The sequence below is a fragment of the Streptomyces sp. NPDC044064 genome, from assembly GCF_056434245.1.
Map to the genome: position 1 here is coordinate 285,747 of NZ_JBWKFN010000008.1, position 26,322 is coordinate 312,068.

The 26,322-nt window shown below is 70.5% G+C and carries 31 protein-coding genes and 1 riboswitch; of the genes, 6 read left to right on the forward strand and 25 right to left on the reverse strand.

The genetic code is table 11. The features are described from left to right. Positions 1–13 precede the first annotated feature (13 nt). The 4 genes from AC07DS_RS16035 to AC07DS_RS16050 are packed head-to-tail and all read right to left on the reverse strand — an operon-like array spanning position 14 to position 3,786. The gene (locus AC07DS_RS16035; RefSeq protein WP_479145728.1) at positions 14–982 is read right to left on the reverse strand and encodes a threo-3-hydroxy-L-aspartate ammonia-lyase; all 969 of its coding nucleotides are present in this window, start codon (positions 980–982) and stop codon (positions 14–16) included. A 53-nt stretch (positions 983–1,035) separates the two neighbouring features. Then, positions 1,036–2,202, reverse strand: coding sequence for an alanine racemase (locus AC07DS_RS16040; RefSeq protein ID WP_479145730.1), 1,167 nt, complete (start codon positions 2,200–2,202; stop codon positions 1,036–1,038). Then, on the reverse strand, positions 2,199–3,137 hold the full coding sequence (locus AC07DS_RS16045; RefSeq protein ID WP_479145732.1) for an ornithine cyclodeaminase family protein: 939 nt from the start codon (positions 3,135–3,137) through the stop codon (positions 2,199–2,201). The genes AC07DS_RS16040 and AC07DS_RS16045 overlap by 4 nt, the downstream gene beginning before the upstream one ends. A gap of 10 nt (positions 3,138–3,147) precedes the next feature. After that, positions 3,148–3,786: a helix-turn-helix transcriptional regulator gene (locus AC07DS_RS16050; protein WP_479145734.1), complete on the reverse strand. Its 639-nt coding sequence runs from the start codon at positions 3,784–3,786 to the stop codon at positions 3,148–3,150. A gap of 229 nt (positions 3,787–4,015) precedes the next feature. Here AC07DS_RS16050 and AC07DS_RS16055 point away from each other — a divergent pair, with 229 nt between their 5' ends. After that, positions 4,016–4,594, forward strand: a complete 579-nt coding sequence (locus tag AC07DS_RS16055; RefSeq protein ID WP_479145735.1) for a histidine phosphatase family protein — start codon at positions 4,016–4,018, stop codon at positions 4,592–4,594. Between the two features lie 6 nt (positions 4,595–4,600). Here the strand turns inward: AC07DS_RS16055 and AC07DS_RS16060 are convergent, their stop codons facing one another. From AC07DS_RS16060 to AC07DS_RS16080, 5 genes are all read right to left on the reverse strand, one after another. Next, positions 4,601–4,954: a hypothetical protein gene (locus tag AC07DS_RS16060; protein WP_479145737.1), complete on the reverse strand. Its 354-nt coding sequence runs from the start codon at positions 4,952–4,954 to the stop codon at positions 4,601–4,603. Positions 4,955–5,046: 92 nt separating this feature from the next. Further along, the gene (locus AC07DS_RS16065; protein ID WP_479145739.1) at positions 5,047–5,799 is read right to left on the reverse strand and encodes a CbtA family protein; all 753 of its coding nucleotides are present in this window, start codon (positions 5,797–5,799) and stop codon (positions 5,047–5,049) included. Between the two features lie 21 nt (positions 5,800–5,820). After that, the gene (locus AC07DS_RS16070) at positions 5,821–6,042 is read right to left on the reverse strand and encodes a CbtB domain-containing protein (protein ID WP_086692985.1); all 222 of its coding nucleotides are present in this window, start codon (positions 6,040–6,042) and stop codon (positions 5,821–5,823) included. Positions 6,043–6,077: 35 nt separating this feature from the next. After that, positions 6,078–6,222, reverse strand: a riboswitch (cobalamin riboswitch). A gap of 115 nt (positions 6,223–6,337) precedes the next feature. Then, the gene (locus AC07DS_RS16075; RefSeq protein WP_479145741.1) at positions 6,338–8,524 is read right to left on the reverse strand and encodes an MMPL family transporter; all 2,187 of its coding nucleotides are present in this window, start codon (positions 8,522–8,524) and stop codon (positions 6,338–6,340) included. 567 nt (positions 8,525–9,091) lie between these two features. Continuing rightward, positions 9,092–9,679 (reverse strand): rhodanese-like domain-containing protein, encoded by a 588-nt coding sequence (locus AC07DS_RS16080; protein ID WP_479145743.1) that lies wholly within the window; start codon positions 9,677–9,679, stop codon positions 9,092–9,094. A 91-nt stretch (positions 9,680–9,770) separates the two neighbouring features. Between AC07DS_RS16080 and AC07DS_RS16085 the strand changes: the two genes are divergently transcribed. Then, positions 9,771–10,058 carry a metal-sensitive transcriptional regulator gene (locus AC07DS_RS16085; protein ID WP_479145745.1) on the forward strand — a complete coding sequence of 96 codons (288 nt, stop codon included), beginning with the start codon at positions 9,771–9,773 and terminating at the stop codon, positions 10,056–10,058. A 33-nt stretch (positions 10,059–10,091) separates the two neighbouring features. Here AC07DS_RS16085 and AC07DS_RS16090 read toward each other — a convergent pair whose 3' ends face one another. The 3 genes from AC07DS_RS16090 to AC07DS_RS16100 are packed head-to-tail and all read right to left on the reverse strand — an operon-like array spanning position 10,092 to position 12,618. After that, positions 10,092–10,838: a sulfite exporter TauE/SafE family protein gene (locus AC07DS_RS16090; RefSeq protein ID WP_479145747.1), complete on the reverse strand. Its 747-nt coding sequence runs from the start codon at positions 10,836–10,838 to the stop codon at positions 10,092–10,094. Then, the gene (locus AC07DS_RS16095) at positions 10,835–11,224 is read right to left on the reverse strand and encodes a rhodanese-like domain-containing protein (protein WP_479145749.1); all 390 of its coding nucleotides are present in this window, start codon (positions 11,222–11,224) and stop codon (positions 10,835–10,837) included. Before AC07DS_RS16095 ends, AC07DS_RS16090 begins: the two co-directional genes overlap by 4 nt. Positions 11,225–11,250: 26 nt before the next feature. Continuing rightward, positions 11,251–12,618, reverse strand: a complete 1,368-nt coding sequence (locus tag AC07DS_RS16100) for an MBL fold metallo-hydrolase (protein WP_479145821.1) — start codon at positions 12,616–12,618, stop codon at positions 11,251–11,253. 290 nt (positions 12,619–12,908) lie between these two features. Here AC07DS_RS16100 and AC07DS_RS16105 point away from each other — a divergent pair, with 290 nt between their 5' ends. Both AC07DS_RS16105 and AC07DS_RS16110 read left to right on the forward strand, forming a co-directional pair. Beyond that, on the forward strand, positions 12,909–13,106 hold the full coding sequence (locus tag AC07DS_RS16105) for a hypothetical protein (protein ID WP_479145750.1): 198 nt from the start codon (positions 12,909–12,911) through the stop codon (positions 13,104–13,106). Between the two features lie 32 nt (positions 13,107–13,138). Then, complete coding sequence (locus AC07DS_RS16110; RefSeq protein WP_479145751.1) at positions 13,139–13,960, forward strand: alpha/beta fold hydrolase; 822 nt, start codon at positions 13,139–13,141, stop codon at positions 13,958–13,960. Positions 13,961–13,997: 37 nt separating this feature from the next. On the opposite strand, the gene AC07DS_RS16115 is transcribed toward AC07DS_RS16110, so the two are convergent. The 5 genes from AC07DS_RS16115 to AC07DS_RS16135 form a co-directional block, all read right to left on the reverse strand. Further along, positions 13,998–14,285, reverse strand: a complete 288-nt coding sequence (locus AC07DS_RS16115; protein ID WP_479145753.1) for a hypothetical protein — start codon at positions 14,283–14,285, stop codon at positions 13,998–14,000. A 237-nt stretch (positions 14,286–14,522) separates the two neighbouring features. Then, positions 14,523–15,107 (reverse strand): PadR family transcriptional regulator, encoded by a 585-nt coding sequence (locus AC07DS_RS16120; protein WP_479145755.1) that lies wholly within the window; start codon positions 15,105–15,107, stop codon positions 14,523–14,525. Between the two features lie 388 nt (positions 15,108–15,495). Next, positions 15,496–15,705: a hypothetical protein gene (locus AC07DS_RS16125; RefSeq protein WP_479145757.1), complete on the reverse strand. Its 210-nt coding sequence runs from the start codon at positions 15,703–15,705 to the stop codon at positions 15,496–15,498. Positions 15,706–15,820: 115 nt separating this feature from the next. Then, positions 15,821–16,855 carry a lysostaphin resistance A-like protein gene (locus AC07DS_RS16130; protein ID WP_479145759.1) on the reverse strand — a complete coding sequence of 345 codons (1,035 nt, stop codon included), beginning with the start codon at positions 16,853–16,855 and terminating at the stop codon, positions 15,821–15,823. Positions 16,856–17,149: 294 nt separating this feature from the next. Further along, positions 17,150–17,356, reverse strand: a complete 207-nt coding sequence (locus AC07DS_RS16135) for a carboxymuconolactone decarboxylase family protein (protein ID WP_479145822.1) — start codon at positions 17,354–17,356, stop codon at positions 17,150–17,152. Between the two features lie 96 nt (positions 17,357–17,452). Here AC07DS_RS16135 and AC07DS_RS16140 point away from each other — a divergent pair, with 96 nt between their 5' ends. Next, positions 17,453–18,073, forward strand: coding sequence for a CGNR zinc finger domain-containing protein (locus AC07DS_RS16140; RefSeq protein WP_479145761.1), 621 nt, complete (start codon positions 17,453–17,455; stop codon positions 18,071–18,073). 41 nt (positions 18,074–18,114) lie between these two features. Here the strand turns inward: AC07DS_RS16140 and AC07DS_RS16145 are convergent, their stop codons facing one another. The 7 genes from AC07DS_RS16145 to AC07DS_RS16175 form a co-directional block, all read right to left on the reverse strand. Further along, positions 18,115–18,870, reverse strand: a complete 756-nt coding sequence (locus AC07DS_RS16145) for a flavodoxin family protein (RefSeq protein WP_479145763.1) — start codon at positions 18,868–18,870, stop codon at positions 18,115–18,117. Between the two features lie 327 nt (positions 18,871–19,197). Then, positions 19,198–20,178, reverse strand: coding sequence for a zinc-binding dehydrogenase (locus AC07DS_RS16150; RefSeq protein ID WP_479145765.1), 981 nt, complete (start codon positions 20,176–20,178; stop codon positions 19,198–19,200). A gap of 85 nt (positions 20,179–20,263) precedes the next feature. Continuing rightward, positions 20,264–20,848 (reverse strand): TetR/AcrR family transcriptional regulator, encoded by a 585-nt coding sequence (locus tag AC07DS_RS16155; protein ID WP_479145767.1) that lies wholly within the window; start codon positions 20,846–20,848, stop codon positions 20,264–20,266. Positions 20,849–20,939: 91 nt separating this feature from the next. Then, a complete protein-coding gene (locus AC07DS_RS16160) occupies positions 20,940–21,224 on the reverse strand; it encodes a helix-turn-helix domain-containing protein (RefSeq protein ID WP_479145768.1) in 285 nt (94 codons plus the stop codon). 783 nt (positions 21,225–22,007) lie between these two features. Further along, complete coding sequence (locus AC07DS_RS16165; protein ID WP_479145769.1) at positions 22,008–22,682, reverse strand: NAD(P)H-binding protein; 675 nt, start codon at positions 22,680–22,682, stop codon at positions 22,008–22,010. Positions 22,683–22,824: 142 nt separating this feature from the next. Beyond that, on the reverse strand, positions 22,825–23,658 hold the full coding sequence (locus AC07DS_RS16170) for an oxidoreductase (protein ID WP_479145771.1): 834 nt from the start codon (positions 23,656–23,658) through the stop codon (positions 22,825–22,827). 48 nt (positions 23,659–23,706) lie between these two features. Continuing rightward, a complete protein-coding gene (locus AC07DS_RS16175; RefSeq protein WP_479145824.1) occupies positions 23,707–24,534 on the reverse strand; it encodes an SDR family oxidoreductase in 828 nt (275 codons plus the stop codon). A gap of 183 nt (positions 24,535–24,717) precedes the next feature. Here AC07DS_RS16175 and AC07DS_RS16180 point away from each other — a divergent pair, with 183 nt between their 5' ends. After that, positions 24,718–25,719, forward strand: coding sequence for an AraC family transcriptional regulator (locus AC07DS_RS16180; RefSeq protein ID WP_479145772.1), 1,002 nt, complete (start codon positions 24,718–24,720; stop codon positions 25,717–25,719). Between the two features lie 227 nt (positions 25,720–25,946). On the opposite strand, the gene AC07DS_RS16185 is transcribed toward AC07DS_RS16180, so the two are convergent. Then, entirely contained in the window at positions 25,947–26,306 is a 360-nt protein-coding gene (locus AC07DS_RS16185) for a DoxX family protein (RefSeq protein ID WP_479145774.1), read from the reverse strand. Between the last annotated feature and the right edge of the window lie 16 nt (positions 26,307–26,322).

A 26,322-nucleotide genomic window follows, 5' to 3' on the forward strand; every position in this document is an offset into this window, starting at 1 on the left:
GCTGACCTGCGGTTCAGCCGCTGATCAGGGCGGTGAACCGGGCGGTGTCGATGTTGCCGCCCGAGGCGATGACGCCGATCCGCCGCGGGAGGTTCCCGACGCGTCCGGCCAGCAGGGCCGCCAGGCCCGTGGCGCCGCTGGGCTCCAGGACGATCTTCAGGCGCTCGAAGGCGAACCTCATGGCCCGGACGATCTCCTCGTCGCTGACGAGCGTGACCGTGTCGACCAGGCGCCGGTTGATGCCGAAGGTGATCTCCCCGGGGGTGGAGATCGCCTGGCCGTCGGCAATGGTGCGCGGCACGGGAATGGTGACGCGGGTGCCGCTCTCCAGTGAGCGCTTGGTGTCGTCGCCCGCCTCGGGCTCGACGCCGATCATCCGGATGCCCGGGTGGAGGGCCTTGGCGGCGGTGGCGCTGCCGGCGATGAGGCCGCCCCCGCCGACGGGCACGACGAGGGCGTCGAGTTCTCCGGTGTCCTCGAGGAGTTCGAGGGCCGCGGTGCCCTGGCCGGCGATGACGTGGGGATGGTCGTAGGGCGGGATCAGGGCCAGGCCGCGGTCCTCGGCCAGGGCCTCGCCGAGGGCGGTGCGGTCCTGGGTGTAGCGGTCGTACGTGACGATCTCCGCCCCGTATCCGGCGGTGGCCTCCATCTTGGAGCGGGGGGCGTCCTCGGGCATCAGGATGACGGCGCTGGTGCCCAGTTCACGGGCGGCAAGGGCGGTGGCCTGGGCGTGGTTGCCGGAGGAGTAGGCGGCGATCCCCTTGGCCAACTGCTCGGGCGTGAGCTGGGCGGCCGCGTTGTAGGCGCCGCGGATCTTGAAGGCGCCGATCCGCTGGAAGTTCTCGCACTTGATGAACACCTCGGCGCCGACGAGGGCGTCGAGCGTGCGCGAGGTGAGGACGGGGGTGCGGTGGGCGATGCCCTTGAGGCGCGCGGCGGCCTCACGGACGTCGTCGAACGTTACGGGCGAAGCGGCGGCCATGGCGTGTCCTTGGAGTAGGGGGCGGGAGGCGGTCGGGGACCGCGGCGGGCGGGCTACCAGCCGCCGACGCGGTTCCAGACGCCCTGGATCGTGGGCGTGGGGCCGTCGGACCGGCTGCCGTCGACGACGTGGTAGCCGTGGTGCTGGGCCGCCGTGGCGCAGGCGTGGTTGGGCAGGACACGCAGGCGGGTGCCTACGGGCAGGTCGGGCAGGTGGGATCCGTCACGTGCGGAGAGGGTGCCGTGCTCCTGGCTCGCGCCGCTCATGACGAGCCCGGGGATCAGCCGCCCGGCCAGGTCGGTGACCAGGCCGTAGCCCTGGTCCTGGGCCTGGGCGGAGGTGCCCCGGTCGCGGGACATGGCCATCCAGCCGCCGTCGGTGATGATCCACCCGTACTCCGGGCGGTGACCTATGACGGTGACGACCACCGACAGGGCGAGGTCGTCGAGGTCGCAGACGCCCAGGCCGGCCATGACCAGGTCGAAGAAGACGTAGTTGCCGGCGCGCAGTTCGGTGACGCCGGTGAGGTCGTCCGCCGCGTGGGCGGTGGGGGTGGAGCCGACGCTGACGACGGGCACGGGCAGCCCGGCGGCCCGCAGTGCGTCGGCCGCGGCGACGACGGCGTCGCGTTCGTTCTTCGCCGCCAGGCGCCGGTCCTCCGCGGTGTGGGCGAAGTAGGACTCCCCCGCGTGCGTCAGGACGCCGTCGAGGCAGCCTGCCTCGTGCAGGATGCGGCCGATGCCGACGAGCCCGGGCGCGTCGGGCCTCAGGCCGCCGCGGTGGCCGTCGCAGTCGATCTCCATCTGGGCGGGCAGGGCGATGCCGGCTTCGCGCGCGGCTGCGGCGACGGCCGTCGCCTGTTCGGTGCTGTCGAGCAGGACGCGCAGCGTGACACCGCGGCGCAGCAGGGCGATCACACGGGGCAGCTTGTGGGGGTCGATGCCGACGGCGTAGGTGATGTCCGTGTAGCCGGCGCCGGCGAACGCCTCGGCTTCGGCGAGGGTGGAGACGGTGACCGGTCCGGGTGTGCCGTCGTGCAGGAGGGCTGCGACGTCGAGGCTCTTGGCCGTCTTGACGTGCGGGCGCAGGGTGACCCCGAGGCGGTCCGCGTGCCGGGCGAGCCGTGCGATGTTGCGTCGTGTCCTGTGCACGTCGACGACGGCGAACGGGGTGTCGGGGTCGGCCAGGTTCCGGACGGCCGCCGATGGTGTGGTGGTCACAGGGTCATGTCCAGTCTCTTCAGAAGGGCCAGGCCGAGGTAGAGGTCCTGCAGGCCGATGCCGGAGCTGTCGAAGAGCGTGATGTCGGCGTCGTCGGCGCGTCCCGCGGCCCGGCCGGTGAGGACCTCGCCGAGCGGGGTGAGTGGAGTTTCCTCGGGCGCGTGCTGGCTCTCGCCCATGCGGCGGGCCTGCTCGGGCAGATCGCAGAAGACGCGCGCCATGGAGAACAGTCCGGGGTCCAGTTCCCGCTTGCCGGGAGCGTCGGCACCCATGCAGGAGATGTGCGTGCCGGGCCGGACCCATTCGGCCTGGAACAGGGGCGGGGCTTCGGCAGTGGCGTTGGTGGCGGTGACGATGACATCGGCCCGGGCGCACGCCTCCTCGGCACCGGTGACTGTCGCCGTACGGCCTTCCGCCGCGAGGTCGGCTGCCATCCGTGCGGCGCGGTCCTTGTCGCGGCCCACGACCAGGACCTCGCCCACGGGCCGGACCCGGCTGACCGCCCGCACCTCGTAGGCGGCCTGGTGCCCGGTGCCGAACACGGCCAGCGTGGTGGTGTCGGGGCGGGCCAGCAGATCGACGGCGAGGGCGTCGGCGGCCGCGGTCCGGTAGGCGTTGGCCCTGCCGACCTCCAGGACGGCGGCGATCCGGCCGACCCTCTGGTCGAGGAGCAGCAGGGTGGAGTGGTGGCGCGGCAGTCCCTGCTCCGGGTTGCCGGGCCAGTAGCTGCCGATCTTCACCCCGGCGTGTGTGGCGGAGGCCGACGGCTTGAGCGTGAACCGGTTCCTCGGGTCGGATCCGTGGACGGCCAGACTGGGGAAGACCGCGCCGTCCACGGTCGCGGCGAACGCCTCGCGGGCGGCCTGCAGTGCGAGGTCCTCGTCGACGACCGCGGCGGTCTCTTCCTCGGTGATGTGCAGCAGACCGCGGTTCATGAGTGGCCCTTCACTTGGTGTAGTTGTAGACGGTCGCGCGGGACACGCCGAGCAGGTCCGCGATCGTCTGGGCGGCATCTCGCGAGTCGAAGTAGCCGTCCGAGTGCAACTGCCGTACGAGCGCCCTCTTGCCGTCCCGGCCCAGCGACCTCGGGGTGCCACCACGTTCCGCGGCGAGCTCCTCCACCGCCTGACGCAGCTCCCGGGCGTTGCGGTCGCGCAGGGTCTCCAGCGGCTGTTCACGGTGCTCGGCGTCCGTGGCGACCAGGTTGGACAGCGCGAGCGTGACCGGTGAGAGCACGGAGACGTCCAGGTTCAGGCACAGGGCCGCGATGTACTCGCCGGCGCTGTTCCTGATGCCGATCGACGTGCTCTTGGCCGGGCGGCCGTCGGGGAACCGGTTGGGGTAGTTCTGGATGACGCTCGGGTACTGCGGGTCGGCGATGCGGGCCAGTCCCAGCTCGGTTGCGCTATCGCCCACTTGCCGGCCTGAGAGGTTGTTCTCGATCGCCCGGATCGCGTGTTCCGGATCGCGCAGGTCGTGCAGGACCACCTCGCACAGCCCCGGGAACATCCGGCCCAGCGCGACGGCGATCTTCTCCGTCTCGCGGATGAGGTGCTCGTCCGCCTCGGCCCCACCGGTACGCATGACGTGCCCCTCCCACACAGCACTTCGACTATTTTTCCAACTCTGGACAGCAACCCTAAGCGGTTGCGCTGTCGCCGTCCAGCAGCCGGCCGTCGAGGCCGCCGCTCCTGCTCGGCGCGGCTCCACGTGAGGGTGGGAGAGCGCGCACGAGTGCCACGGATGCCCGTACCGTCGTACACATGCAGTCCAGGGCGCCCCGCCCCACAGCGGAAGCAGGAGGAACCACCGCGTGACCAGCCGTGTCACTCTCATCTCACCCGCGACCACGCGCTCCCTGCGGCGAGCCCGTTTCGACGACGGCGACTCGATCGAGGAGAGCGCGGCGGCGCGTGCCGGGTCGGCGGCCGGGTCCCTGCCCGCAGCACGCCGCGTTCTTGCCTCCCCCAGCGTGCGCTGCCGGGAGACGGCCGCCGCGCTCGGCCTCGACGCCTCGGTGGAACCGGAGCTCTCGGGCCTCGATGTGGGCCGGTGGCGAGGGCGGACGCTGGACGAGGTCGGTGCTGCCGAGCCGGAGATGGTGGCCCGCTGGCTGGCGGATCCCGGGTTCGCACCGCATGGCGGCGAGTCGGTTCGGGAGCTGTGTGCACGGGTCGCGCGCTGGCTGGACACGAGTGGAGGGGCGGACGTGCGGACCGTCGCCGTGGTGGAGCCCGAGGTCGTACGGGCTGTGGTGGTGCACGCGTTGGGCGCGCCCGAGGCGGCGTTCTGGCGCCTCGACGTTCCGCCGCTCACGGCGGCCGAGGTCACCGGTCGTTCCGGACGCTGGAACGTGCGCCTCGGACACGGCCTCGGCCGGCCGGGCGACTGACGGCGGTCAGGGAGTCGCGTCCCGGTGGCGACGCAGCAGTGCCGCGATCGCGCACCGCAGGCAGTCGGTGTCCATGCCGCCGGTCGTGCCGTGGTCGCCGTGGCAGTCGGCCGTCGCCCGGCGGCCCGCTGCCTCGTCCGGGGTACGGCAGACGGCCGTGGGGGCACCGACCAGGGCCTCCAGCTCGTCGAGAAGTCGCTCGGTCCGCTTGACCTGCTGGGCGAGCACCCGTACGCGTGCGCTCTGGCCGCCGATCTGGCGTCGGCTGGCCACGAGTTGGGCGTACTCCTCCACGGTCAGGGCCACCGCCTCACGACCGCCGAGAGTGATGTGGCGCGGTTCGGGACGTTGTCTGGCCACTCGGCTCCTCCGCTCGTCGCCTCCGCCGGTGTCCCGGAAACGCGAGAGGGCCCCCGGACGGTTCCGAAGGGCCCTCTCGTGTCCTGAACGGATCAGTGCGTGGCGGGAACTCTTCGCCCGGACGCGGCGGCCGCGGGCTTGGGGTTCAGCTGCCGCTCGGCCAACTCGCCGAAGAGCAGGCCGAATCCACCCCACAGGACGGCCTGGATGGCCAGTGCGGAGAGGCGGAACCGCCACAGCAGGGTGGCCGGGAAGTCCTTCGGCACCTCGTTGATGACGGGCAGGAACTCGTAGGCCAGGCCGATCACGACGGCGAAGGCGGCCACCGCGACGACGGTCGCGTACCAGGTGCCCAGGGAAGGCGCGAGGCGTTTGCCCAGGATGGTGGCGGCGACCGCCAGAAGCACGCTGAGCAGCATCATCAGGAAGTACAGGGTCGTCCGCTTGCCGATGGTGTCGGGCTCGCCGACCGACGGCGGGTTGGCCGGGTACTTCAGGAACGGTACGACGTAGACGGCGAGCAGTGCGCAGCCGGACAGCAGCAGCGCGGTCGCCCGCGGGCTGAAGCGGCCGACACGGCCGAGCGCGACGCAGAAGGCGAGCGCGGCGATGCCGCCGAAGGCGACCCCGTAGACGAGGACACCGGTGGCGAGGCCCAGGGTGGACTGCAGTGAGCGGGAGACGACCTCCATCTCGTGCTCGTGGGAGTGGGCGTCCTCGAAGCTGATCGCGCTGTCGACGCTCGGCTCACCGAGGAGGTAGGCGACGACGAGGGCGAGCACGCCGGCGGCAAGGCCGGCGAGCATGCCCCGCACGAGAAGGTTTCTCACGGTTGTGGAGTTCATGGTCGAGCGGCGTCCCTCGCGTCAGTGGCAGGGGAAGCCGAGCAGGTGGCGGGCGTCGTGCACCCACTCGTGGACGTCCGTGCCGTTGAACACGGAGGTGGCGCCCTGCTCGGCGCCGACGAAGTACAGCAGGACGAGCATGAGGATGCCGAAGAAGACCGCCCACGGAGCGATCGCCTTGAGCGGCAGCGTGGCGGGAACGGCGGGGGTGGTGGCTGTCGGCTGGGCGACGGTCTGCGCCATGGCAGGACCTCCTCTGGGAGTTCGCGTCCCATCTCGGTGGTGCACATGACGACGGCCACGGGTCTGACTCACGGGACACCCAGGGGTGTTCCGCATACAGTGGCGCGACCGTGCCGGATTTCCACCGGCTTCCGTCTCGCCGTCGTCGATATCGGACAGACCGTACCGCGTGGCGCGTGCATGGCCAAGACCGCGTGGTCCGTCGTGATCTTCCTCTCGCGTCGGCCGCCGCGATGACGGCGGGTCAGGCCCGCCGGGCTGTGCGGCCCGGCAGACCTGCCCCGTCCTCGTACAACTAGCCGCGGCGGCCCGACGGATCGGGTGCGACGGTGTCCCGGTCCTGGCCGGGAACCGAACCGGCGTCCGGAGAGCCGGCACCGGCCGGCACTTCCCGTGCCCGGTCCCCATGGCCCGGCCACCATGCCGCGTGGCCGATCAGCGCGGTGAGGCTCGGCGTGAAGAACATCGCCATCACGAAGGCGGCGACGGCGATACCGAAGGAGACCGCGAAACCCATCTCCGTCAGCAGCGCGTTGCCCGCCAGCATCATCGTGGCGAAGGTCGCCGCCAGGATGAAGCCGGCCGCCGCCACGGTCGGCCCGGCGTGCCGGAGCGCCATGCCCGCCGCCTCGCGGGGCTCGCGGCCCTCGCGGGCCTCCTCGCGGAGCCGGGCGATCATCAGGATGTTGTAGTCGGTGCCGATGGCGACCACGAACAGATACATGATCACCGGGAGCATGAACATCAGACCCGAGTGTCCCTGCCCCGCCTGGAAGATCCAGACCGTGGCGCCGAGGGTGGCGCCGAAGCCGAGACCCACCGAGGCCATCAGGTACCAGGGGGCGACCACACTGCGCAGCAGCAGCCCCAGGATGATCATGATGAGGAGGGCGGCCACGGGGAAGACCGTCCGGTAGTCGTGGTTGACCGCCGTGGCGATGTCCTTGTAGATCGAGGACATGCCGCCGACGACGGCTTCGGTGCCCTCGGGTGCGTCGGAGTGTGCGACGTCGCGCACCTCACCCACGGCATCGATCGCCTTGTCCGTCGACGCCTCGTACTTGAGGGTGACGGTGATGTCGGCGGTGGTGCCTGCCTTGTTCAGCTGGGTCAGGCGGGCGTTCGCGACGCCGTCGACGGCCCCGAGCTTCTGCGCGTAGGCGTCCAGGCCGGACTTGTCCAGCTGCTTGCCGTCGGTGCTGGACACGAAGACGTCGGTGGGTGCGGCGGCGCCCGCCGAGTACGCCTTCTGCATCTCGTCCTGGACGACCATGGACTCCTTGGTCTTGGGCATCGAGCCCGCCGCCAGGTCGAACGTGGCGTTGAAGCCGAGGGTGCCGAGCGACAGCGCGACCAGGACGAGGCCGGAGAGCGTGGCGGTCAGCCCCGGGCGGCGCTGCACGCCCCGGCCGAGGGCGGCGAACCGGGCGTTCTCCGGCTCCCGCTGCCAGGACTTGGAGGGCCAGAAGACCTTCGGTCCGATGAGCGAGACCACGGCCGGGATCAGGGTCAGGCCCGCGACCAGCGTGGCGGCGACCGCGATGGCGAGTGCCGGGCCCATCTGCTTGAGGAACCCCAGCGTGGACAGGACCAGCGCGAGGAACGCGATGATGACCGCTCCGGCGGCCGAGGCGATGGCCTCCCCGACCCGGTCGACCGCGTTGATCATGGCTTGCTTCGGCTCGTCGCCGGCGCGCAGGCGCTCGCGGTAGCGGAACATCAGGAAGAGGAAGTAGTCCGTGCCCACGCCGAAGAGCACGACGATCAGGATCGACGAGATCGAGCTGTTGGCCTGGAGGTCGAACAGCTTCGTGGCGTAGGCGATCAGTCCGTTGGCGACGGCCGACACCAGGCCGATCAGGACCAGGGGGAGGATCGCCAGGATCGGCGCTCTGAAGATGATCAGCAGGGTGATCAGAATGATCGCGAAGGTGCCGATACCGATCAGCGCCTGACCCTGCTTGGACGAGTCCTGCTGGTCGAGGGCCTGCACGGCGGAGCCGCCGAGCTTGACGTCGAGGTGCGTGCCCTTCGCCAGTTCCTTGACGTCGTCGCGCAGCACCTTGGCCGCGTCGATCTGTTTGGGCTGGCCGGCGTTCTTGCTGTCCATCTGCACCAGGGTCAGGTCATACCTGCCGTCCTTGGACGGCTGGCCGGGGACGACCTTCTGCACCTGGTCGATGTGCTTGCTGCCCAGCTGTGAAGTGATCCGGGCGATGTCCTGTTTGTCGGCGGCGGTGAGCCTGCCGCCGTCGGTGCGTTGGTACAGCGCGATCGCGGACGGGGTGAAGGCGCTGGGGAACGCCTTCTCCTGTAACACCGCCGCTTTGATCGACTCGTAACTCTTCGGCAGGAAACTGCTCTCGTCACTGTTCGAGGGCAGGCTCGGTGCGGTGGCGACGATCGCCACCGCCGCGATGAGCCATGCCACGATCGTCCAGACGGGATGACGGACGACGGCATTCCCAATGCGTCGGAACATGCGGAAGGTCCTCCTGGACAGGAAGATCACCGCAGCCCGGGGAGCGGACCCTGGCATCGGCGACCCTGACCGGCTGTCACTTTCGAGCCGGTCGAATGGTTGTCTTGAGATGCGATCGTAGTGACCGCACGCCGAGATCATTCCATCGTGTGACGCCCTTCCGCGAAAAACCCTCCTCTTTTCGGTCATGACTGTTCGTTCGAGGTTTGGAGCGTGAACTCCCGCCCCACTGACGGGTGTTGGAGCGTCGTGTCGCCCGCGCACGTTCCTCGCGCGTTCACGGCACGGATGAGGGGCGGATCCGGGATTCGGATCCTGCGCAGGACGGCGGCCTGCGCAGGCGCGCCCCGCGATCGCGCCCACCGCACGCCGCTGTCCGGATCCGCTTCCGGCGTACGGACTCCCGCAGCACTCGCACGCCGTGCGCCGTCGGCACCCGTGAGGCACGCGCGCCCCCCTCACACCGCCCCCGAGTCCGTCGTCGAAGCGGCGCTGCAACCGGGCCGGCGCCGAGATCCCCGGCGGCTGCGGGCCCCACCGCGCACGGTGGCGCCCGCAGCGTGTCGCTCAGCGGCTGCGCAGAGCGGTGAGCGTGGCGTCGAGGTCGGCCGCGCGAGGGCGGTTGTGCGGCAGCTTGCCGAGCAGAACGGCCATGCCGCAGGTGTCGGTGAGCGCGGAGAAGACGAGACCGCCTGCGACACCCGCCGACAGGATCTGGAAGGCCGGGTGCGCGAGCAGCCCGAGGCCGGTGCCGACGAGGACCAGCGCGCCCGCCGTGAACCGGACCTGCCGCTCCATGCTCCAGCCGGCCCGGGTGTCGCAGGGGGCGGGCTGCTGCAGTTCGTGGCCCGCGGCAGCCCAGCCGCTGGTGCCGCCGACCAGGGTGGCGGTGGGTATGCCCTGCTCCGCGAGCAGCTTGCAGGCGTTCTCGGAGCGGGCTCCGGAGGCGCACACGACCAGGACGTCGCCGCGTTCTGCGGCGTGCCGGATCTCGGGCAGGGCACGCCGGATCTGATCCAGGGGGATGTTGAGGGCGCCGGGCAGGTGGCCCGCGCCGTACTCACCAGGGGTGCGTACGTCGATGACGGTCAGCTCGTGCAGCCGGGTGCGGGCCTGGTCGGCACGGAGGGTTACGGGGGCGATGGGGGCGGTCATGGCAGATGTGATCCTTTGTGATCCTTGGCGTTCGACGCCGTCCCGTACCGGGACGTACAGTACCCCTAGGGGTATTTTCGGAGGAGTGATCGTGGAACTGGAACTCGCGGGTGCGGAGCTGAAGTCCGTCCTGAACCGGCTGCGCCGCGCGCAGGGCCAGATCTCCGGCGTGATCCGGATGATCGAGGAGGGGCGCGACTGCGAGGACGTGATCACGCAGCTCGCCGCCGCGTCGCGGGCGCTCGACCGCGCGGGTTTCGCGATCATCGCCACCGGCCTGCAGCAGTGCATCACCGACATGGAGTCCGGCGGCAAGAACGGCGAGGACCCGGAGCAGATGCGGGCCCGCCTGGAGAAGCTCTTCCTGTCGCTGGCGTGAGGGGGCCGGCGCGGGGCTGTGAGCGCGGGCGCATCACACCACCGCGTCGATCATCATGAACGCGGCCACGGCCAGCAGCACCAGGGCGAAGGTTCGCTGCAGCGCGTGCCCGGACACCTTCGCCCCGAGTCGCTTCCCGTCCCACGCGCCGAGGACCGCGGCCCCGGCGAAGGGCCCGATGACGGCCCAGTCCAGACCGTCGGCCGTACCGGCGCGCATCGCCAGCGCGGCCAGGGAGTTGACGGTGATCACCAGCAGGCTGGTGCCGACCGCGTCACGCATCCGCATACCGAGCACGCTCACCAGCGCGGGCACGGCGAGGAAGCCGCCGCCGACGCCGAGGACGCCGGTGACCGCGCCGAGCCCGGCACCCGCGGCCGCCGCCCGGTCCGTCCGCACCAGCACCGCCGTCTCCGACGCGGCACGGGGTCGTAGCATCCGCACCGCGGCCGTTCCCGCCACGACGGCGAAGGCGGCCGTCAGGGCACCGGCGGGCAGCCGTCCGGCGAGCGCGCCGCCCAGCATCGCGGGGACGATCCCGGCCGCCGCGAACAACAGCCCGGTCCGCCATCGCACATGGCCGTCCCGGGCGTGCGCGGACAGCGCCGTGGCCGAGGTGACCGTGACGATGACGAGGCTGGCGGTGGTGGCCGCGACCGGGGTGAAGCCGAGCAGGTAGATCAGGGCGGGTACGGCCAGGACACTGCCACCGCCCCCGAGTGCCCCGAGCGCCACGCCGATGACGGCACCGGCGGCCAGGGCGAATACGACAGCGCTCACTCGACGGTCCCGTTCCCGCCCCGCGAGTCCAGCACGGGCAGTCCCGCCGCTTCCCATTCCCGCATGCCGCCGATCACGTCCACGGCCTCGGCACCGCGCGCCTCGAGCAGGGCGGCTGCCTGGCGGGAGCGGTTCCCCGAGCGGCAGATCACGACGAACGCACCCGCCTGCGCGCCCGTGGGCAGCCCGGCCCCGGCGGCCGGCGCGGACAGCGGCAGGTGCACGGCTCGTGGCGCGTGCCCCGCCTGCCATTCGTTCGGTTCGCGGACGTCCAGCAGTACGGCGGCGGCGCCGCCCTCGGCGGCACTGCCGTGGCCGGTGCGGGCGGCAGCCTCCTGGACGGTCACCCGGCCCGGAACGCGCCGGTCTCGTCGGACGATGCTCATCTTGGCTTGTCGCTCCTGTCTTGCGGTCAGGCGGTACGGACCGTGAGCCCTGCGCTCCCGGCCGCGTCGAAGCCGTCGTCCACGGCGACGACGTCGCGGCCTGCCGCGTCCAGCAGGGAGGCGGCGATGGCGGCGCGCATACCGCCCGCGCAGTGCACCCACACCGTGCCCTCGGGGATCTCGTTCAGGCGGCGGTGCAGGGTGTGGACCGGTATGTGGACCGAGCCCTCGATGAATCCGCCCGCCCGCTCCGCGTCGCGCCGGACGTCGAGGACGACGAGGCCGTCCGCCGGGTACCGGCCGGCGAGGTCCGCGAAGGTGGCCCGGGGGAAGGAGGCGAGGGCCTCGTTCCCGCGGACCCAGCCGCCCGGCTCCCCGGTGGCCGCGGCGGCAGGCCGGTCGATGCCCACGCGGACCAGCTCCCGCTGCGCCGCGGCGAGCTGCTCGGCGGACTCGGCGAGCAGCGTGACCGGCTTGCCCCACGGGATCAGCCAGGCGAGGTAGGTGGCGAGCTGTCCCTCGGCCTCGAAGTTGACCGAGCCCGACAGGTGCCCGGCGGCGAACGCGACCCGGTTGCGCAGGTCCACCACCCACTCCCCCGCGGCCAGCCGAGCGGCGATCTCGTCCGCGTCGGCCACGGCGGGCGGGGTCAGGTCGACCGGCGCGGGCCCGGCGGCGTTGGCCGGACCCATGTGCGCGTAGTAGGCGGGAATGTCGCCCAGACCGGCCAGCAGGTCGGCGACGAAGGTGTCCACGTCCCGGGTGAGGGCCTCGTTCGAGGCCTTCTCCTTGCCGATCGTGCTGTACTCCCCCTCCGCCTGCGACGACGCGCAGAAGCTGCCGAAGCCGTGCGTGGGCAGCACCTCAGTGTCGTCGGGCAGCTCGGCGGCCAGGCGGTGCGCGGAGGCGTACTGCGCACGGGCGAGCCGCTCGGTCAGCCGCGGTTCCACGAGGTCCGGGCGGCCGACGGTGCCGATCAGCAGGGAACCGCCGGTGAACACCGAGACCGCCGTCGCGCACTCCTCCAGCACGTAGGAGGTGTGGTGCGCAGTGTGCCCGGGCGTTGCCACGGCACGCAGGCTCATCCCGGCGGCGGCGTCGATCACCGTACGGTCGCCGTCCCCGACCGGCACGCGCTCGAAGGAGACGGCGGCTCCGGCGGGAACCAGATAGGCGGCGCCCGTGACCCGGGCCAGCTCCAGACCGCCGGTGACGTAGTCGTTGTGGACGTGCGTCTCGACGACGTGCGAGATGCGCACCCCCCGCCGGGCCGCCACCGCGATCACCCGGTCGATGTCGCGCGGCGGGTCGACCGCCACCGCCGTCCGCTCGCCACCCGCCAGATAGCTGCGGTTGCCGAGCCCCCGCACCTCGATCGTGTCGACGAAGAACACGAGGTACTCCCTTCCATCGAACATCCCTCGAAGAATTACCCCCGGGGGTATGTATTCGACAGTACACGATTACCCCCGGGGGTATCTTCGAGGGAGGCCGACTCGACCGATCCGGCCCCTTCGGTCAGTGCGGGCTGTCAGTACCGGGTGAAACCATGGAGGCGTACGAGGCGTACGAGGTGTACGAGGCGAACGGGGGGCGAGTGGCGAGCGACGGACGCGGGAGGCGGAGTGAAGCAGCAATGCGTGATCGAGCCATGCGTGCCGCGCGTGGCTCGAGAGGAGCGACCGTGGACGTCGGACAGCTCAAGGCCCTGGTCACCGTCGCCGGGCGCTCCGCCGTCCTCGCCACCCCGACATCCGGGCGCACACTGCTCGCCGTGGAGGCCGTCGCGCGCGAGTTGGTGCGGCGGATCGGCGCCGAGGTGACCGGCGGCCGCCGGCTCTCCACCCGGCTCCAGCGAACCGATCCCGCCGAGCCCCAGTGACCCGTACACCACAGCCGCACCGAAAGGCCGTCATGTCCGACACCGAGTCGCCGCTCGCCGGCTACGCCCACGCCGAGGACGGCACCGCCCTCGCCTGTCAGCGCCGAGGCACCGGCTTTCCGCTCGTGCTCCTCGCCGGGCAGGCGAACAACCACCACTGGTGGGACGGCCTACGCGAGGACTTCCACGGCACACACTCCACGATCACCCTGGACTACCGGGGCACCGGAGCGAGCGACAAGCCCCAAGGCGGCTATTCGACCCGCCAGTTCGCCGAGGACGTGATCGCCGTCCTCGACCACCTCGGCATCGAGCGGGCCGACGTCTACGGCACCTCCATGGGCGGCCGGGTCGCCCAGTGGGTGGCCGCCGACCATCCGGAGCGGGTCCGGCGCCTGGTGCTCGGATGCACCTCGCCCGGCGGCCCGCACGCCGTCGAACGCGACACCTCGGTGCGGCGCGCACTGGCGCAGCCCGACCCGAGAGCCGCCCTGCACGCCCTGATCGACCTCATGTACTCCCCCGCCTGGCGGGCCGCCCACCCCGGCCCCTACAACACCCTCGGCGACCCCGACATGCCACCGCACGCCCGGCACGGCCACCTGCTCGCCAGCAACCGGCACGACGCCTGGGACGCCCTGCCCGACATCACCGCGCCGACACTGATCCTCCATGGCGACCAGGACCGGATGGCCCCGCCGGACAACCTCGCCCTGCTGGCCACCCGCATCCCCCACACCCGCACGCACCTGTTCCCCGACGCCCGGCACGCCTACTTCGAGGAGTGCCGCCCCGAGGCGAGCGCGCTGGTGACGGCCTTCCTCGGGGATGAGGAGCAGTCGGATCAGGAGTAGTCGAACGAGGTCCGACGTTGCTCAACGGCCGTCGGCGTCAAGGGCCTTCCTGTTCGTTCGTCACCTCGACGGCTGCGGCCCGGGCTCGACGGCGGCCCAGCACGGCGCATCCCACACTCACCACGCCGATGGCGATGACCTTGGCGGCCCCGTAGTAGCCGGTCGCCGGCTCCTCCGGGGTGCCGGGCAGCCGGAGAAAGACCCAAGCTGCCGCGAGACCTCCGAAGACGATCAGTGCGACAGCCCCCCACGTCCCGAGATCGGCCCACCAGGGCGCCGCGGCGTAAGCCCGCTCGTCGGTCTGCTCAGCGTCCTTGTCGGCCACGGTCTGTTCTCCTGGGCGTGCGGTGACGGTCGCGCGGGAAGACGCGGGCCCGGCGCGGAAGGTTCACCGGGCCGAACCTTCACTGCTGCGAACACCTCATGGGCATCGTCACGTTGGCCGCCACCGGCGCGGCCCAGCCACCCAACCTGACCCGTGGCGATCGAGGTCCCGGTCCTGCCGACCCAGCCCGCCGAGGACCGCTGGACGGCAACTGGACGGCAACTGGACGGCAACGACTCAAGAACCCTCGGTCCGCGCGGCAAGCGCCGCGCTGCGCTGGTCGAGCCGCTTGAGAGCGACCTCGCCCCACCGGAGGTTGTCCTGCTCAAGTGACAGGCCACGCAGCAGGGTGAGGTAGGGACCGATCCGTTCGGCGGTGGTGAAGTAGTCGTCCTCGGTGCGGCCGGCCAGCAGGCGCTCCCGCATACGCTCGAAGCGGACGACCTTGGCCGCGGCCAGTTCCATGCGCTGGGAGATCGACGCACGGACGGCCTGGAGATCGCCGACGTCGACACACTGGACCTTGACCAGCAGTTCGTCCCTGATCGCGGTCGGCTTGGCCGGAGGTTCGGTGGTGTAGGCGTGCACGGCCGCGTACCCGGCCTCGGTGAGCGAGTAGAGCCGCTTGTTGGGCCTGCGCTCCTGCTGGACGAAACGAGCGGCGACGAGGCCCTCGCCCTCCATGCGCTCCAACTCGCGGTAGATCTGCTGCGGCGTGGCCATCCAGAAGTTGGCGACCGAGGACTGGAACCCCTTCGCGAGGTCGTACCCGGACGCCTCGCCCTCCAAGAGCGCGGCCATCACCGCGTTACGCAGAGCCATGGGGCCCAATTTAGCACCGGATGAGAATATTCAACTGGTTGCATATTCCCATCCGCCATCCGCCATCCGCCTTCCTGCCCGGCTTCGCCGCAGGTACGAACAGGCCGCGCGGATCGACACGGTCGGCGAACCGTGCCCGGCCGGAATGCGGCGCGACGGCTGTCGCTACGACGCACGGCCGGATTCGTCGGGTCTGCTGGATGGTGCCTCACCCGCGCCTGCGCCGCCCAGCGTGGGCCGCCGTCCAACCACTGGGAGGGGCGCAAAGCCAGCAGCGGCCCCGAACGGCGATGGCCGTAGCTGAATGCTCTGGGGAGGCCGGAATTCGAACACGCGCGTCGCCCTTGTTGCGAATGGGCGCGCTCTTCTCGGGCTCGTGGGAGACACGCTAGTTGCGCGGCTCGGTGACCTGCTGCCAGCCGCCGACGGACCGTGTGAAGAAGAGCACGCGATAGACGTCGCGGGTCCACACCGTAGCCTCTTCCCCGTACTCAGGAAGTGCTTCGAACGCCTCTTCTTCTGAGTCGTAGCTGTACTTGCGTCCTTTCGCGTCCCGGATCATCCACTCCCTGCCGGGCACCCCTGCCAGTCCAGCCATGACGATCTTCCCTCCCTCCTCAGTGATGCGGGCGGTCGTAGCTTCAGGTTGCCTCCTCCGGGCTGGAGCCGCCCTTCCGCACATCGAACCCGCCCAGAGCACCATCTGGGGCCAGTCAGCAGGAGGGGCTGCCGCACACCCGGGACGCCGGAAGCAGAACGGGTGCAGGCGCCCTGCGGGTGATGCGGAGCCGGCGGCTCAGGTGCAGGACCACCCACGCGTACAGCGCCAGCGCGACCGCTCCGGCCACCAGTAGTTGCCAGGAGCCGTCCGCGGCGGTGCGGTGGTCGGCGACGCCGCCCGCGGTGGTGGCGGCGAGGAGCATGAGGATCAGGTTGGTGCCCACGTGGTAGGCAACGGCCGCCTCCAGGCCACCGGTACGGATCACGAGGAAACTCAGGACGAGACTGAACAGGATCAGGTCGGCGAAGCCCCACGGGGTGCCCAGTCCGTGAGCCAAGGCGAAGAGCAGAGCGCCGACGATGCTGCCGGCCCAGGGGGTGCGCAGGTAACAGCCGAAGACCTGGGGGATCCAGCCGCGGAAGACGTACTCCTCGGCGGCGGCCTGGAGCGGCACCAGCAGGACGAACACTGCGGCGGAGGCCAGGAACGTCGGCCAGCCCACCCATGCGTCGGACACCGAACCGTCCACGCCGGCCCCGGACATGAGAGTGAGGGCGGCCGCCAGGATGACCAGGAGAACTGCCGCGGCCACGGCCACCCCCAGGCAGACCAGCAGCCAATGCCAACGCACCCGGCCGGTCACCGAGGACAGGCTGCCGGCCGGCCGGCGCTGCACCCGGCGTGCGGCGAGCAGCACCATCGGGAGCATGAGGGCCAGCATGAGCAACAAGGCGGCGTCGTCCCACAGGGGATCAGCGAACAGCAGGTCCTGGGGGCCGCCCAGCTCGACTCCGGCCAGCGCGGCCGCCCCGCCCAATATGAACCCCAGCGGGAACATGGACAGCCACCAGCCTGCCCCGGCGACGAGCGTGGCGACCAGTGGCTGCCACCAGCGGTACCGCTCGGTGCGCGCCAACCGGTGGTAGGACGATCCGGCCGGCGCAGCGATCACGTGCGAGTCCTGTGCGGGGGCCGGCCCGCCGTCACCTTCCATCGTGTCGCTCGGTACATGATTCTGCGTGCTCATGGGATTCCACCTCGATCTCGAAGGTCTTGCGGGGCCGCTGCCGTTTGCTTCGATGCGGCCCTGCGAACCAGGAGACGGGAAGATGGAGATATCCGTCATGACACATAAAAACGTGACTTGACAGAACTGTGCGCCGTTCGCCAGTTGCGTGCTGCGTTCCCGACCGCGGTGGACGGCGCCCACGACGACCTTGACGGTCAGGCCGAAGATGATCAGGTCGGTGAGTATCTGCACGGTGACCAGCAGCCGCGCCCCGGTCCGGGGGCGCGGCCGGGCCGGCGGGGCGTGCGCGGGTCAGGCAGCGGAGCGCAGGGGGATCAGGGGCCAGTCGTTGTCGACCTTGGCGAGAAGGTTGAAGTAGTCGGTGAGGATGTTCAGCGCCAGGTGGCCGACGACCTCGCCGATCTCGGCGTCGGTGGCCCCCGCCTCGCGTGCGGCCTGCAGAGAGGCGTCGTCGACCTGGCCGTGCCCGCGGGCGATGGCGTCGGACAGGGCCAGCAGCGCCTGGGTGTGCGGGTCGCAGCAGCACTCCTTCGACCACTGGTTCTGACGCTTGGATGCGCCAGCAACCGTTAGAAGTGCGGTAGTCTCGACGTCATGGACACGAAGGCACCCCTACTGGGCGAGCCACTCCCGGTGGAGCTGATGAACACCATCTGGGCCGACCGGGACGGTGTGCACGACGCGCTGCGCGATCCCGACGGCACCCGGGCCTGGCTGCACGCGGTCTGCCCCCGAGTGGATCTGATGGCTCCAGCAGACCTCGATGCACTCACCGGGTCCGAACTCGACCAGCTGGGCGACCGGCTGATCGGCTTGCGAGACGCTCTCCGCCGCCTCGCCGCCGAGGCCACCGACGACCCTCGCCCCGCGGCCGCATCCGACACCCGCGAACTGCAGGAAGCCGTGACCGCGCTCAACGAGGCCGCGGGCGACACTCCCCACTGGTCGGTCCTGTCCTGGACGTCCGGCCACGAGCCCACGCGCCACACCCGCACCAGCGGGCAGACAGCCTCGGCCGCCGTCTCCGCCATCGCCGAAGAATCCATCACGCTCTTCAGCCAGGAAACCCGGCAGCAGCTGCGCGCCTGCCTGGCTCCGGGATGCGTCCTGTACTTCATCAAGAACCACCCGCGCCGGGAGTGGTGCTCCGCAGGCTGCGGCAACCGCGCCCGCTCCGCGCGCCACTACCAGCGCCACCGCCGCACCCCCGCCTGACGGCCGCGCAGCTGCCCCCCGTTGTGCGGCCGCCGGTTCTCCTACCGGTGTTCGGGGTTCTCGTAGTCGTGGCGGCAGCCGGCGTCCCAGGCGGTGCGCTGGTTGCCGTAGGCGGGGATGCCACCGAGATCCTTCAACGACCTGGCCAGATGCAGCAGGTTCCAGGTCATGAACGTGGTGTTGCGGTTGGTGAAGTCGTTCTCCGGACCGCCCGAGCCGAGGTCCAGGTACGACGGGCCGGGGCCGGCCTCACCGATCCAGCCGGCGTCCGCCTGGGGCGGGATGGTGTATCCCAGGTGCTGCAGGCTGTAGAGCACGTTCATGGCGCAGTGCTTGACGCCGTCCTCGTTGCCGGTGATCAGACAGCCGCCGACCTTTCCGTAGTAGGCGTACTGACCTGCGTCGTTGAGCAGGCTGGAGCAGGCGTAGAGGCGTTCGATCACCCGCTTCGTCACCGAGCCGTTGTCGCCGAGCCAGATGGGGCCGGCCAGCACGAGGATGTCGGCCGCCATGACCTGCCGGTACAGGTCCGGCCAGGCGTCTGCCGCCCAGCCGTGCTCCGTCATGTCGGGCCAGACACCGGTGGCGATGTCGTGGTCCACAGCCCGTACGACGTCGACGTGCACTCCCTGCGCATCCAGGATGGCCGTGCTCCGGTCGATCAGCCCCTGGGTGTTGCTGACCTCCGGCGAGCGCTTGAGGGTGCAGTTGAACACCAGAGCACGTAGGTCGTCGTAGCGGGCCGGCGGTGTGTCGGTGGCGGGCGACGAAGCGGTCACTGGTCCTCCCGGAGCCATACTGTCGGATGGTGCGCGGCGAGCGTTCACGTCCGGTTCCAGCGTGTGGGGCGACCTCGGCAGGCGCTACCGCAAAGCCCCCGAATGGCCCCGGCGGCGATTCGGCTCAGCCGCGGTCAGCTCACCTGTCTCCCCAGCCGGCTGCTGATGGCGGGCCGAGTTGGGCATGCCTACGGTCGTCGCATGGGCACCGAAAGCGCGACCGAGTCGCGGAGCACCGCAGCGGTGGAGGACGTCGCGCACCTGCTGGTGCGCTGTCTGCGGGCCGAACTCGGTATCCAGCGCCTGCCGGCGGCAGACTGGCGCCGTCGGCGACCGGCTGGGGGCTCAGCCGAGAGACACGACCATCTTGCCGAGGGCTTCTCCAGCCTCCATGACCCGGTGGGCCTCGACGATCTCGTCGAACTGGAAGACCCGGGTGGGACGGGCCCGGAGGGCACCGGCTGCGACCTTTGCGTAGATCTCGTCCAACGGCACGTCGGCGAGCGGGAATGCGGGGGTGCCCAGAACGAAGGCGCTGCCGAAGAAGCTGAGTTGGACCCCGCTTGGGAGATCGGCGATCGGGTCGAAGTCCCGCACCGGGTCGAAGCCGCCCAGGAAGCCGAGCTGGCACACCCGGCCACGAGGTCGGACCAGGGCCAGTGAGTCGCGCAGGACGCTGTTGCCGACGACGTCGAACACCGCGTCGACGCTGACCTCCCGCTCCCTGATCTGGGCGGCGAGCGCACCGTCGTCAATGAGCACGTCGGTGGCCCCGAGCTCCTTCAACAGCGGTACGCGTGCCGGGTTCCGGGTCGTGGCGAGCAAGGTCGCGCCGTGGTCGACCGCGAGGTTGACGGCGGCCTGGCCGAGCGAGGACGTCGCTCCCCGCACCACGATCGTCTCGCCCGGCCGCAAGTCCAGATTGCCGAACAGGCCGCTCCACGCCGTCGCGTACACCTCGGGAACCGCGGCCAGGTCTGCCCAGTCCAGCGACGAGTGCACGGCCACCACGTTGGTCGCCGGCACGGTCACCAGTTCCGCGTAGCTGCCGTTGCGGGTCCGGCCCATGCCGCCGAGGATCGCCACCACCCGGGTCCCGACGGGGAGTTCGCCGGATGGGTCGGCCTCGACCACCCCGGCGCACTCGATCCCGGGGACGGCCGCCACCTCTCCCCAGGCTCCGCCACGCATGTACGCCTCAGCGTGGTTGAGACCGAACGCCTTGACCCGGATCAGCACTTCGCCGTCGGTGGGCACGGGGTCGGGCAGTTCGGTGAGGGCGAGCACCTCAGGGCCGCCGTGGGCGGAAATGACGATGGCCTTCATGTCGTGACTCCATTCTTGAGCATGTATTCAACTATTAGGGCGAAAAAAGAGGGCCACCCCATACGGTGGCCCGTGTGGCCGGCCGTCAGCCGAGAGCGGCGAAGGCGTTGTCGACGATCGCCCGCAGGAGCGTCTCGTCGGGATTCGCCTTTCCGACCACCATTAGCCCCTGGCATGTCGCGACCAGCAGCTTGGCGCTGCCGGTGCAGTCCAGCGAGGCGCGCACCTGGCCCCTGTGAGTGGCGTTCTCCAGGGCGTGGGTCATGCACCGTTCGAGCCGGGCCAAATGGCCGCGTACGACGGCCGCCGCCTCGTCGTCCTCGGCGGCCTTCTCGATCGCAGTGTTGACGAGCAGGCAGCCTTGCCGGCCCTCAGGGCTGAGCAGGTCGCGCACCAGCCCGTCGAAGTAGCCGCGGATCTCGGCCACCGACGCGCCCGGAGCCTCCAACTCGCCCAGCTTCTCGGGGACGACCAGCCTGGAGTAACGCTCCAACGACTTCAGGAACAGGGTGTGCTTACCGCCGGGAAAGGCGCTGTAGAGGCTGCCGGGCTTCACCCCGGTCGCCTTCACCAGATCCTCGATGGACGTCGCCCGGTACCCGCGCTCCCAAAAGCGCAGCATGGCCGCGTTCAGGACGGTGTCGGGCTCGAACTCTCGAGGTCTGGGCATGAGGCAAATATAGATGAGCGACCGTTCAAGAACAACTCCTGTCCAGGTGCTTCGGCCGTCCCGATGCGCCGGCCGGCCCGGTGCCTCAGGGTTACCGGCCCGCGCGGAGCCCCGCCGGGGTGAGGCCGGTGTGCAGGCGCATGGTGCGGGTCAGGTGGCTCTGGTCGGCGAAGCCGCACAGCTGGGCGATCGCGGCGATCGGGGTGTCTGTGGTGAGCAGGGCGCGACGGGCGCGTTCCAGGCGCAGTTGGACCAGGTACTGGTGCGGGGACTGGCCGGTGGACGCGCGGAAGGCCCGGGTGAAGTGCGAGGGGCTGACACCCGCTACGGCGGCGAGCTCGGCCAGCGAGAGCCGGCCGTCCAGGTAGCCGTTCATGTGGCCGACGACCCGGTTCAGCCTCTTGGGCGTCAGCCCGCCCTCGCGCTCGGGCAGGCGCGGGGAAGCCGCGTCTGCTGGGCGGATTCTCCATGGCGGGCTCCGATCACAGCCGGGGGGAGGCGGGGACGTCGACCACGGGTCGCGGCGGTGTGGATCAGGTGGGCCGCAAGCGCCTGCAGCATCGACTGGGCGTACAGCGGATCGGCGGGCCGCGGGCCCTCGTACTCGGCGACCAGTGTCCAGCCAGATGATCACCGCGTCTCCGCCCTGGGCTGCTGCCTGGAAGTACGGTGTCAGGAGGAGGCCCCGCGGACGGGTGCGTGACAGGCCCGACAGTTCATTGGATCAGGTCGGTGCCATTCGAAGGCGGCGATGGTCAGCAGCGGGACCAGCTGAGCGTCGCAGACAGCGCAGTATCGGCGATACGGGTCGGTGCGGCCCCACGGGGGCCGGCCACCGACCTTCCAGCCGGGAGCGTCAGCCAGATTGCCGTCATAGAACTCCGCCGGACAGTCCGCGTACGAGCTGTCGTGGCAACAAGTCTGCCTATGTGGCAACCATCGTGCCTCTGCTCACTCTCACCGGGAACCAAGGCTTGCGCCGCCCGACATCACGAATTCAAGTTCGGTAACCAGATCGTTCGAGGCATGGCAGACCTCCGCATCAGCCCCGAGCACCACCAGTCCCCTCCTCTTGACCTGGGCTTTCACTTTCGTCCGATGGCCACGCCAAGGCCCCCTGACCGGCGAGCGGCAGGCCGAATGACAGCCGTCATCTCCTTCATCTCCTTGCGGTGGCGAGGCGGTTGATGTCGGGGTTGCGCAGGACGGCGGGAGCGTTGCTGTCCGGCCGGGCCACGGCGAGCATGGCGCGGCCGACGGCGTCCGTGGTGCTGATGTGCCGGGGGAAGAGGCGCTTGAGCAGCGGGTGGATGGCCGCGGTGGCGCGGTAGAGCCCGCGGTAGAGGGGGGTACGGGAGACTGCGCCGTCGACCGGCTGGATGAAGCCGGGACGGAACATGTAGGCGGCCATCGGCAGCGCCCGGAGGTCGTTCTCCGTACGGCCCTTGACGCGGGCCCACATCTGACGGCTCTTGCCGGTGGGGTCGGTGCCCTCACCGGAGACGTACACGAAGGTCAGGCTGGGGCTGGCGGCGGTCAGGGCGCGTGCGGCAGCCAGCGCGTAGTCGTAGGTGACGCGGGTGTACTCGGCTTCGGTGCGGCCTACGGCTGAGACGCCGAGGCAGTAGAAGCAGGCTTCCAGGCCGGTGAGTTGGTCCTGGATCGCGGTGTAGTCGGTGAAGTCGGCGTGGACAATCTGCTGCAGCTTGGGGTGGGTCATGTCCAGGGGGGTTCGGACGACGGCGAGGACTTCGGTGACCGCGTCGTCCCGCAGGGCGGCGTGCAGGGCGCCGTGCCCGATCATTCCGGACGCTCCGAAGACGATGACTCGCACGAGTTCTCCTGGGTGTGAGGGGCGTGCCCGAGGGGCGGGTTTCAGTGGAAGGGTGATGGTAGGGCGCGGTGCAGCCGTCGCCACGGTCCAGGCCACCGGCGGCCGGCCACGCGGGGCCACTCCTGGTGGACCTCCCCGGGGATCAGCGGGGAAGGCCCATGGACCGGGACATCAGGGAGTCGAAGGCGCGGTCGGACAGGAAGCGCCGCAGGCCGATGAGGGGACGTGCGCCGAAGCCGGTGGCGTAGCGGGTCCTGGGCCGGCGGGCCGTGACGGCCTTGCCGATGGCGTCGGCGATGACGGTGGGCGGGGACATGCGCTTGACCATGGTCTCGGAGCGCAACGAGGCGGCGACGGCCTCGGCCTGCTCGGAGTAGGCACCCCCGGCGGAGGACTTCTCCAGATGGTCTGCGGCGATGCCGCTCCACTCGGTGCGGATGCCGCCGGGTTCGATGACGACGACGTCGACACCGAATGGCTTGACCTCGATGCGCAGGCAGTCGCTGAGGGCTTCGAGGGCGAACTTGGTGCCGTGGTACCAGCCGCCCAGCGGGGTGTAGATCTTCCCGCCCATGGAGGTGATGTTGACGACCGTCCCGCTGCGCTGTGCACGCATGTGCGGCAGGACGATCTGGGTCAGGCGGACGGCGCCGAAGACGTTGACGTCGAACTGGCGGCGGGCCTCGTCCTGTGCGACATCCTCCAGGGCGCCGTACGAGCCGTACCCGGCGTTGTTGACCAGGACGTCGATGCGGCCGGTCTCGGAGATCACACGGTCGACGCCGCTGCGCATGGAATCGTCGTCGGTGACGTCCATCGCCAGCGGGCGCAGGCCGCGTTCGGCGAGCTTGTGCAGCCGGTCGGTGCGGCGGGCCGCTCCATAGACGGTGTAGCCGAGGCTGATCAGCTTGAGGGCGGTGGCCTCGCCGATGCCGGAGGAGGCACCGGTCACGAGCGCTGTCTTGGTGGTGGTCATGGGATTCCTCATCATCAGACGGGGTGGGGGCGCGTCGGTACCGCTCGGTCAGACGCCGAACTGGGCCTTGACACCGCCGATGAAGGTGGCGTCGTCCGTGGCGGCGCGGTGGGCGATCAGCCCGGCCACGTACGGGCCCGCGGGGTGGCGCAGCTGGTCGGTGCCGTCGGTCGCCGCCCGGTAGACGGTCTCGGCGACGACCTCGGGCCTGTCCGCGCCGGCGGCCAACTGCGTCTGCGCCGTGAGGAACGCTCCGACGAACTGCTGGTACTCGGCGAGGGATTCGTCGTTGGTGAAGTCGAACGAGCGGCCGGCGAAGTCGGTGTCGACGAAGCCCGGCTCGACGAGCTTGACGTCGACGCCGATCGCGGCGAGTTCATAGTGCAGGGCCTCGCTCAGCCCTTCCACGGCGAACTTGGTGCCGTGGTACAGGGTGCCGAGCGGGAAGGTGACCTTTCCGCCGATGGAGGAGATGTTGATGACGGTGCCGCTGCCGTTCGCACGCAGGTGCGACAGGACGGCCTTGGTCGTCTCCAGCAGGCCCATGACGTTCACGTCGAACTGCCGGCGGGCCTTCTCCATCGGGATCGCCTCCAGCAGACCGTAGGCGCCGTATCCCGCGTTGTTGAGCAGCACGTCGATCCGGCCGAAGCGTTCCAGGCCGGCGTCTACGGCCGAGGTGATCGAGGCGGAGTCCTGCACGTCGAGCCGGGTGACGAGCACATTGTCCAGCTCGGTGAGCTCGGTCTCCCGCTCGGGGCTGCGCATCGTGGCGATCACATTCCAGCCTGCTCGTGGAAGTGCTTCGTGGCCGCCCGGCCGATGCCGCTCGAGCTGCCGGTGATGAGAATGGTCCTGGTCACGGTCGTCTCCGATCCTTCGTCGTGCCCACCGCTGCGGTGGTCCGTGGCTTCCACGCTAGGCGGAGAATCACGACAACGAACTAGCGAAAGACGCCTCCCTTCTTGCCGTTCGCGCCAACAGGAGATGGCGTCTTCTGCGTGTCGAATGGCGCACATGGCATCCGTACAGCTGCGTGCGGGGATCTAACCTGAAGAGATGGCATCAGAGCAGTTCACCCTGGACCCGGGTGCCCGTGCGCTCCTGCACGACCTCGGAATCTCCGTCGCCCGCGTGCTGCGGCGGGCGCAGCTCCCGGCCGGTCTCTTCGCCCACGGCGCGGTCACGATGACGACCGAGGAGTACTACCGGTTCTGGGACGCGCTGGACGCCGAGGCAGTGGATCCCGACCTGGCGGCAAGGATCGGGCGGGCACTGTCCGCCGAGGCGTTCAATCCGCCGATCTTCGCGGCACTGTGCAGCGCGAACCTGCATACCGCGGCCGAGCGCATCGCCGCGTTCAAGCCGCTCATCGGCCCGGTCAACCTCGACATCACCTTCGACCACACCGGACTGACGATCGCAGTCCACTGGCCCGAGGGCCCGACACCGCCCCCGCTCCTTGTCGCCACAGAACTCGCGTTCTGGGCAGCGCTGGCACGCATCGGCACGCGGCACGAGGTGCAGCCGACCCGCGTCGCCATGCGCCGGGCGCCGCAGCCCTCACCCGCGACGACCTCTTACTTCGGCACACAGATCCGAGAAGGCGAGGCCGACTCCGTCACCTTCTCCGCCGAGGACGCCTCGCTGCCGTTCCTCACCGAGGACGAGTCCATGTGGAACTTCTTCGCCCCGGAACTGCGCCGCCGCCTGTCCGAGCTCGAAGCGTCCGCCACCACGGCCGACCGGGTGCGTGCCGCACTTCACGAACGCCTGCCCGCCGGCGAGAGCTCGCTCACCGCCATCGCCGCCCAGCTCATGCTCAGCCCCCGCACGCTCCAGCGACAGCTCCAAGCAGAGGAGACCAGCTACCAGGCTGTCCTCAGCGACACCAGGGAAAGGCTCGCCCGCCGCTACCTCGCGGACCGGTCCCTCCCCACCTCCCAGGTCGCCTACCTCCTCGCCTACGACGACATCAACTCCTTCTACCGGGCCTTCCGCCGCTGGACCGGACTCACCCCGGAAGCCGCACGCAACGACGGCCGCCTCGCCCCTGCATGACCGGTGTACCGACGCTGCCCCCGGGGCCCGCAGGCTGGTCACGCGCCGGCCGAGCCGAAGGATGACGAGGTCGGGTACCTGGTGCCGCTCCCGGGCCGCGCGCCCCCTCAGCGACAGGCATGCGCGTGCCGACCGCCTTGGCATTCCCCTTCGATGTTCATGAAATGACAGCGACCGTGGGGCGGCCGACCCCGTAGTCGCATCCCCCGGTCGAGGACAGTGCACGATCACAGCCTGGTGGCCAGCCAGATGGCCACGGCCCCGGTGGCGGTGAGCCCGGCGTTGAGTGCGATCCGGCGGTCTTCGCCCGTCAGGTGGACGGCGATCGCGCCGGCCTGCAGGAGGACGAAGCCGATGGCCGCGGCCGGCGCCAGCGCGGGAGCGATGCCGGTCAGCGGCGGCACGATCAGGCCGGTCGCGCCGAGTATTTCGACCGCCCCCAGCGCCCTGAGGGCAGGCAAGGGTACGCGGTCGACCCAGGCCATCATCGGTCGGAGTTGATCGCGGCTGCGGATCACCTTCAGCGTGCCTGCGTAGAAGTAGAAGAGCGCGAGCAGTCCCGCGACGATCCAATAGGCGATGTTCATGGTTCCCGTTCATGGG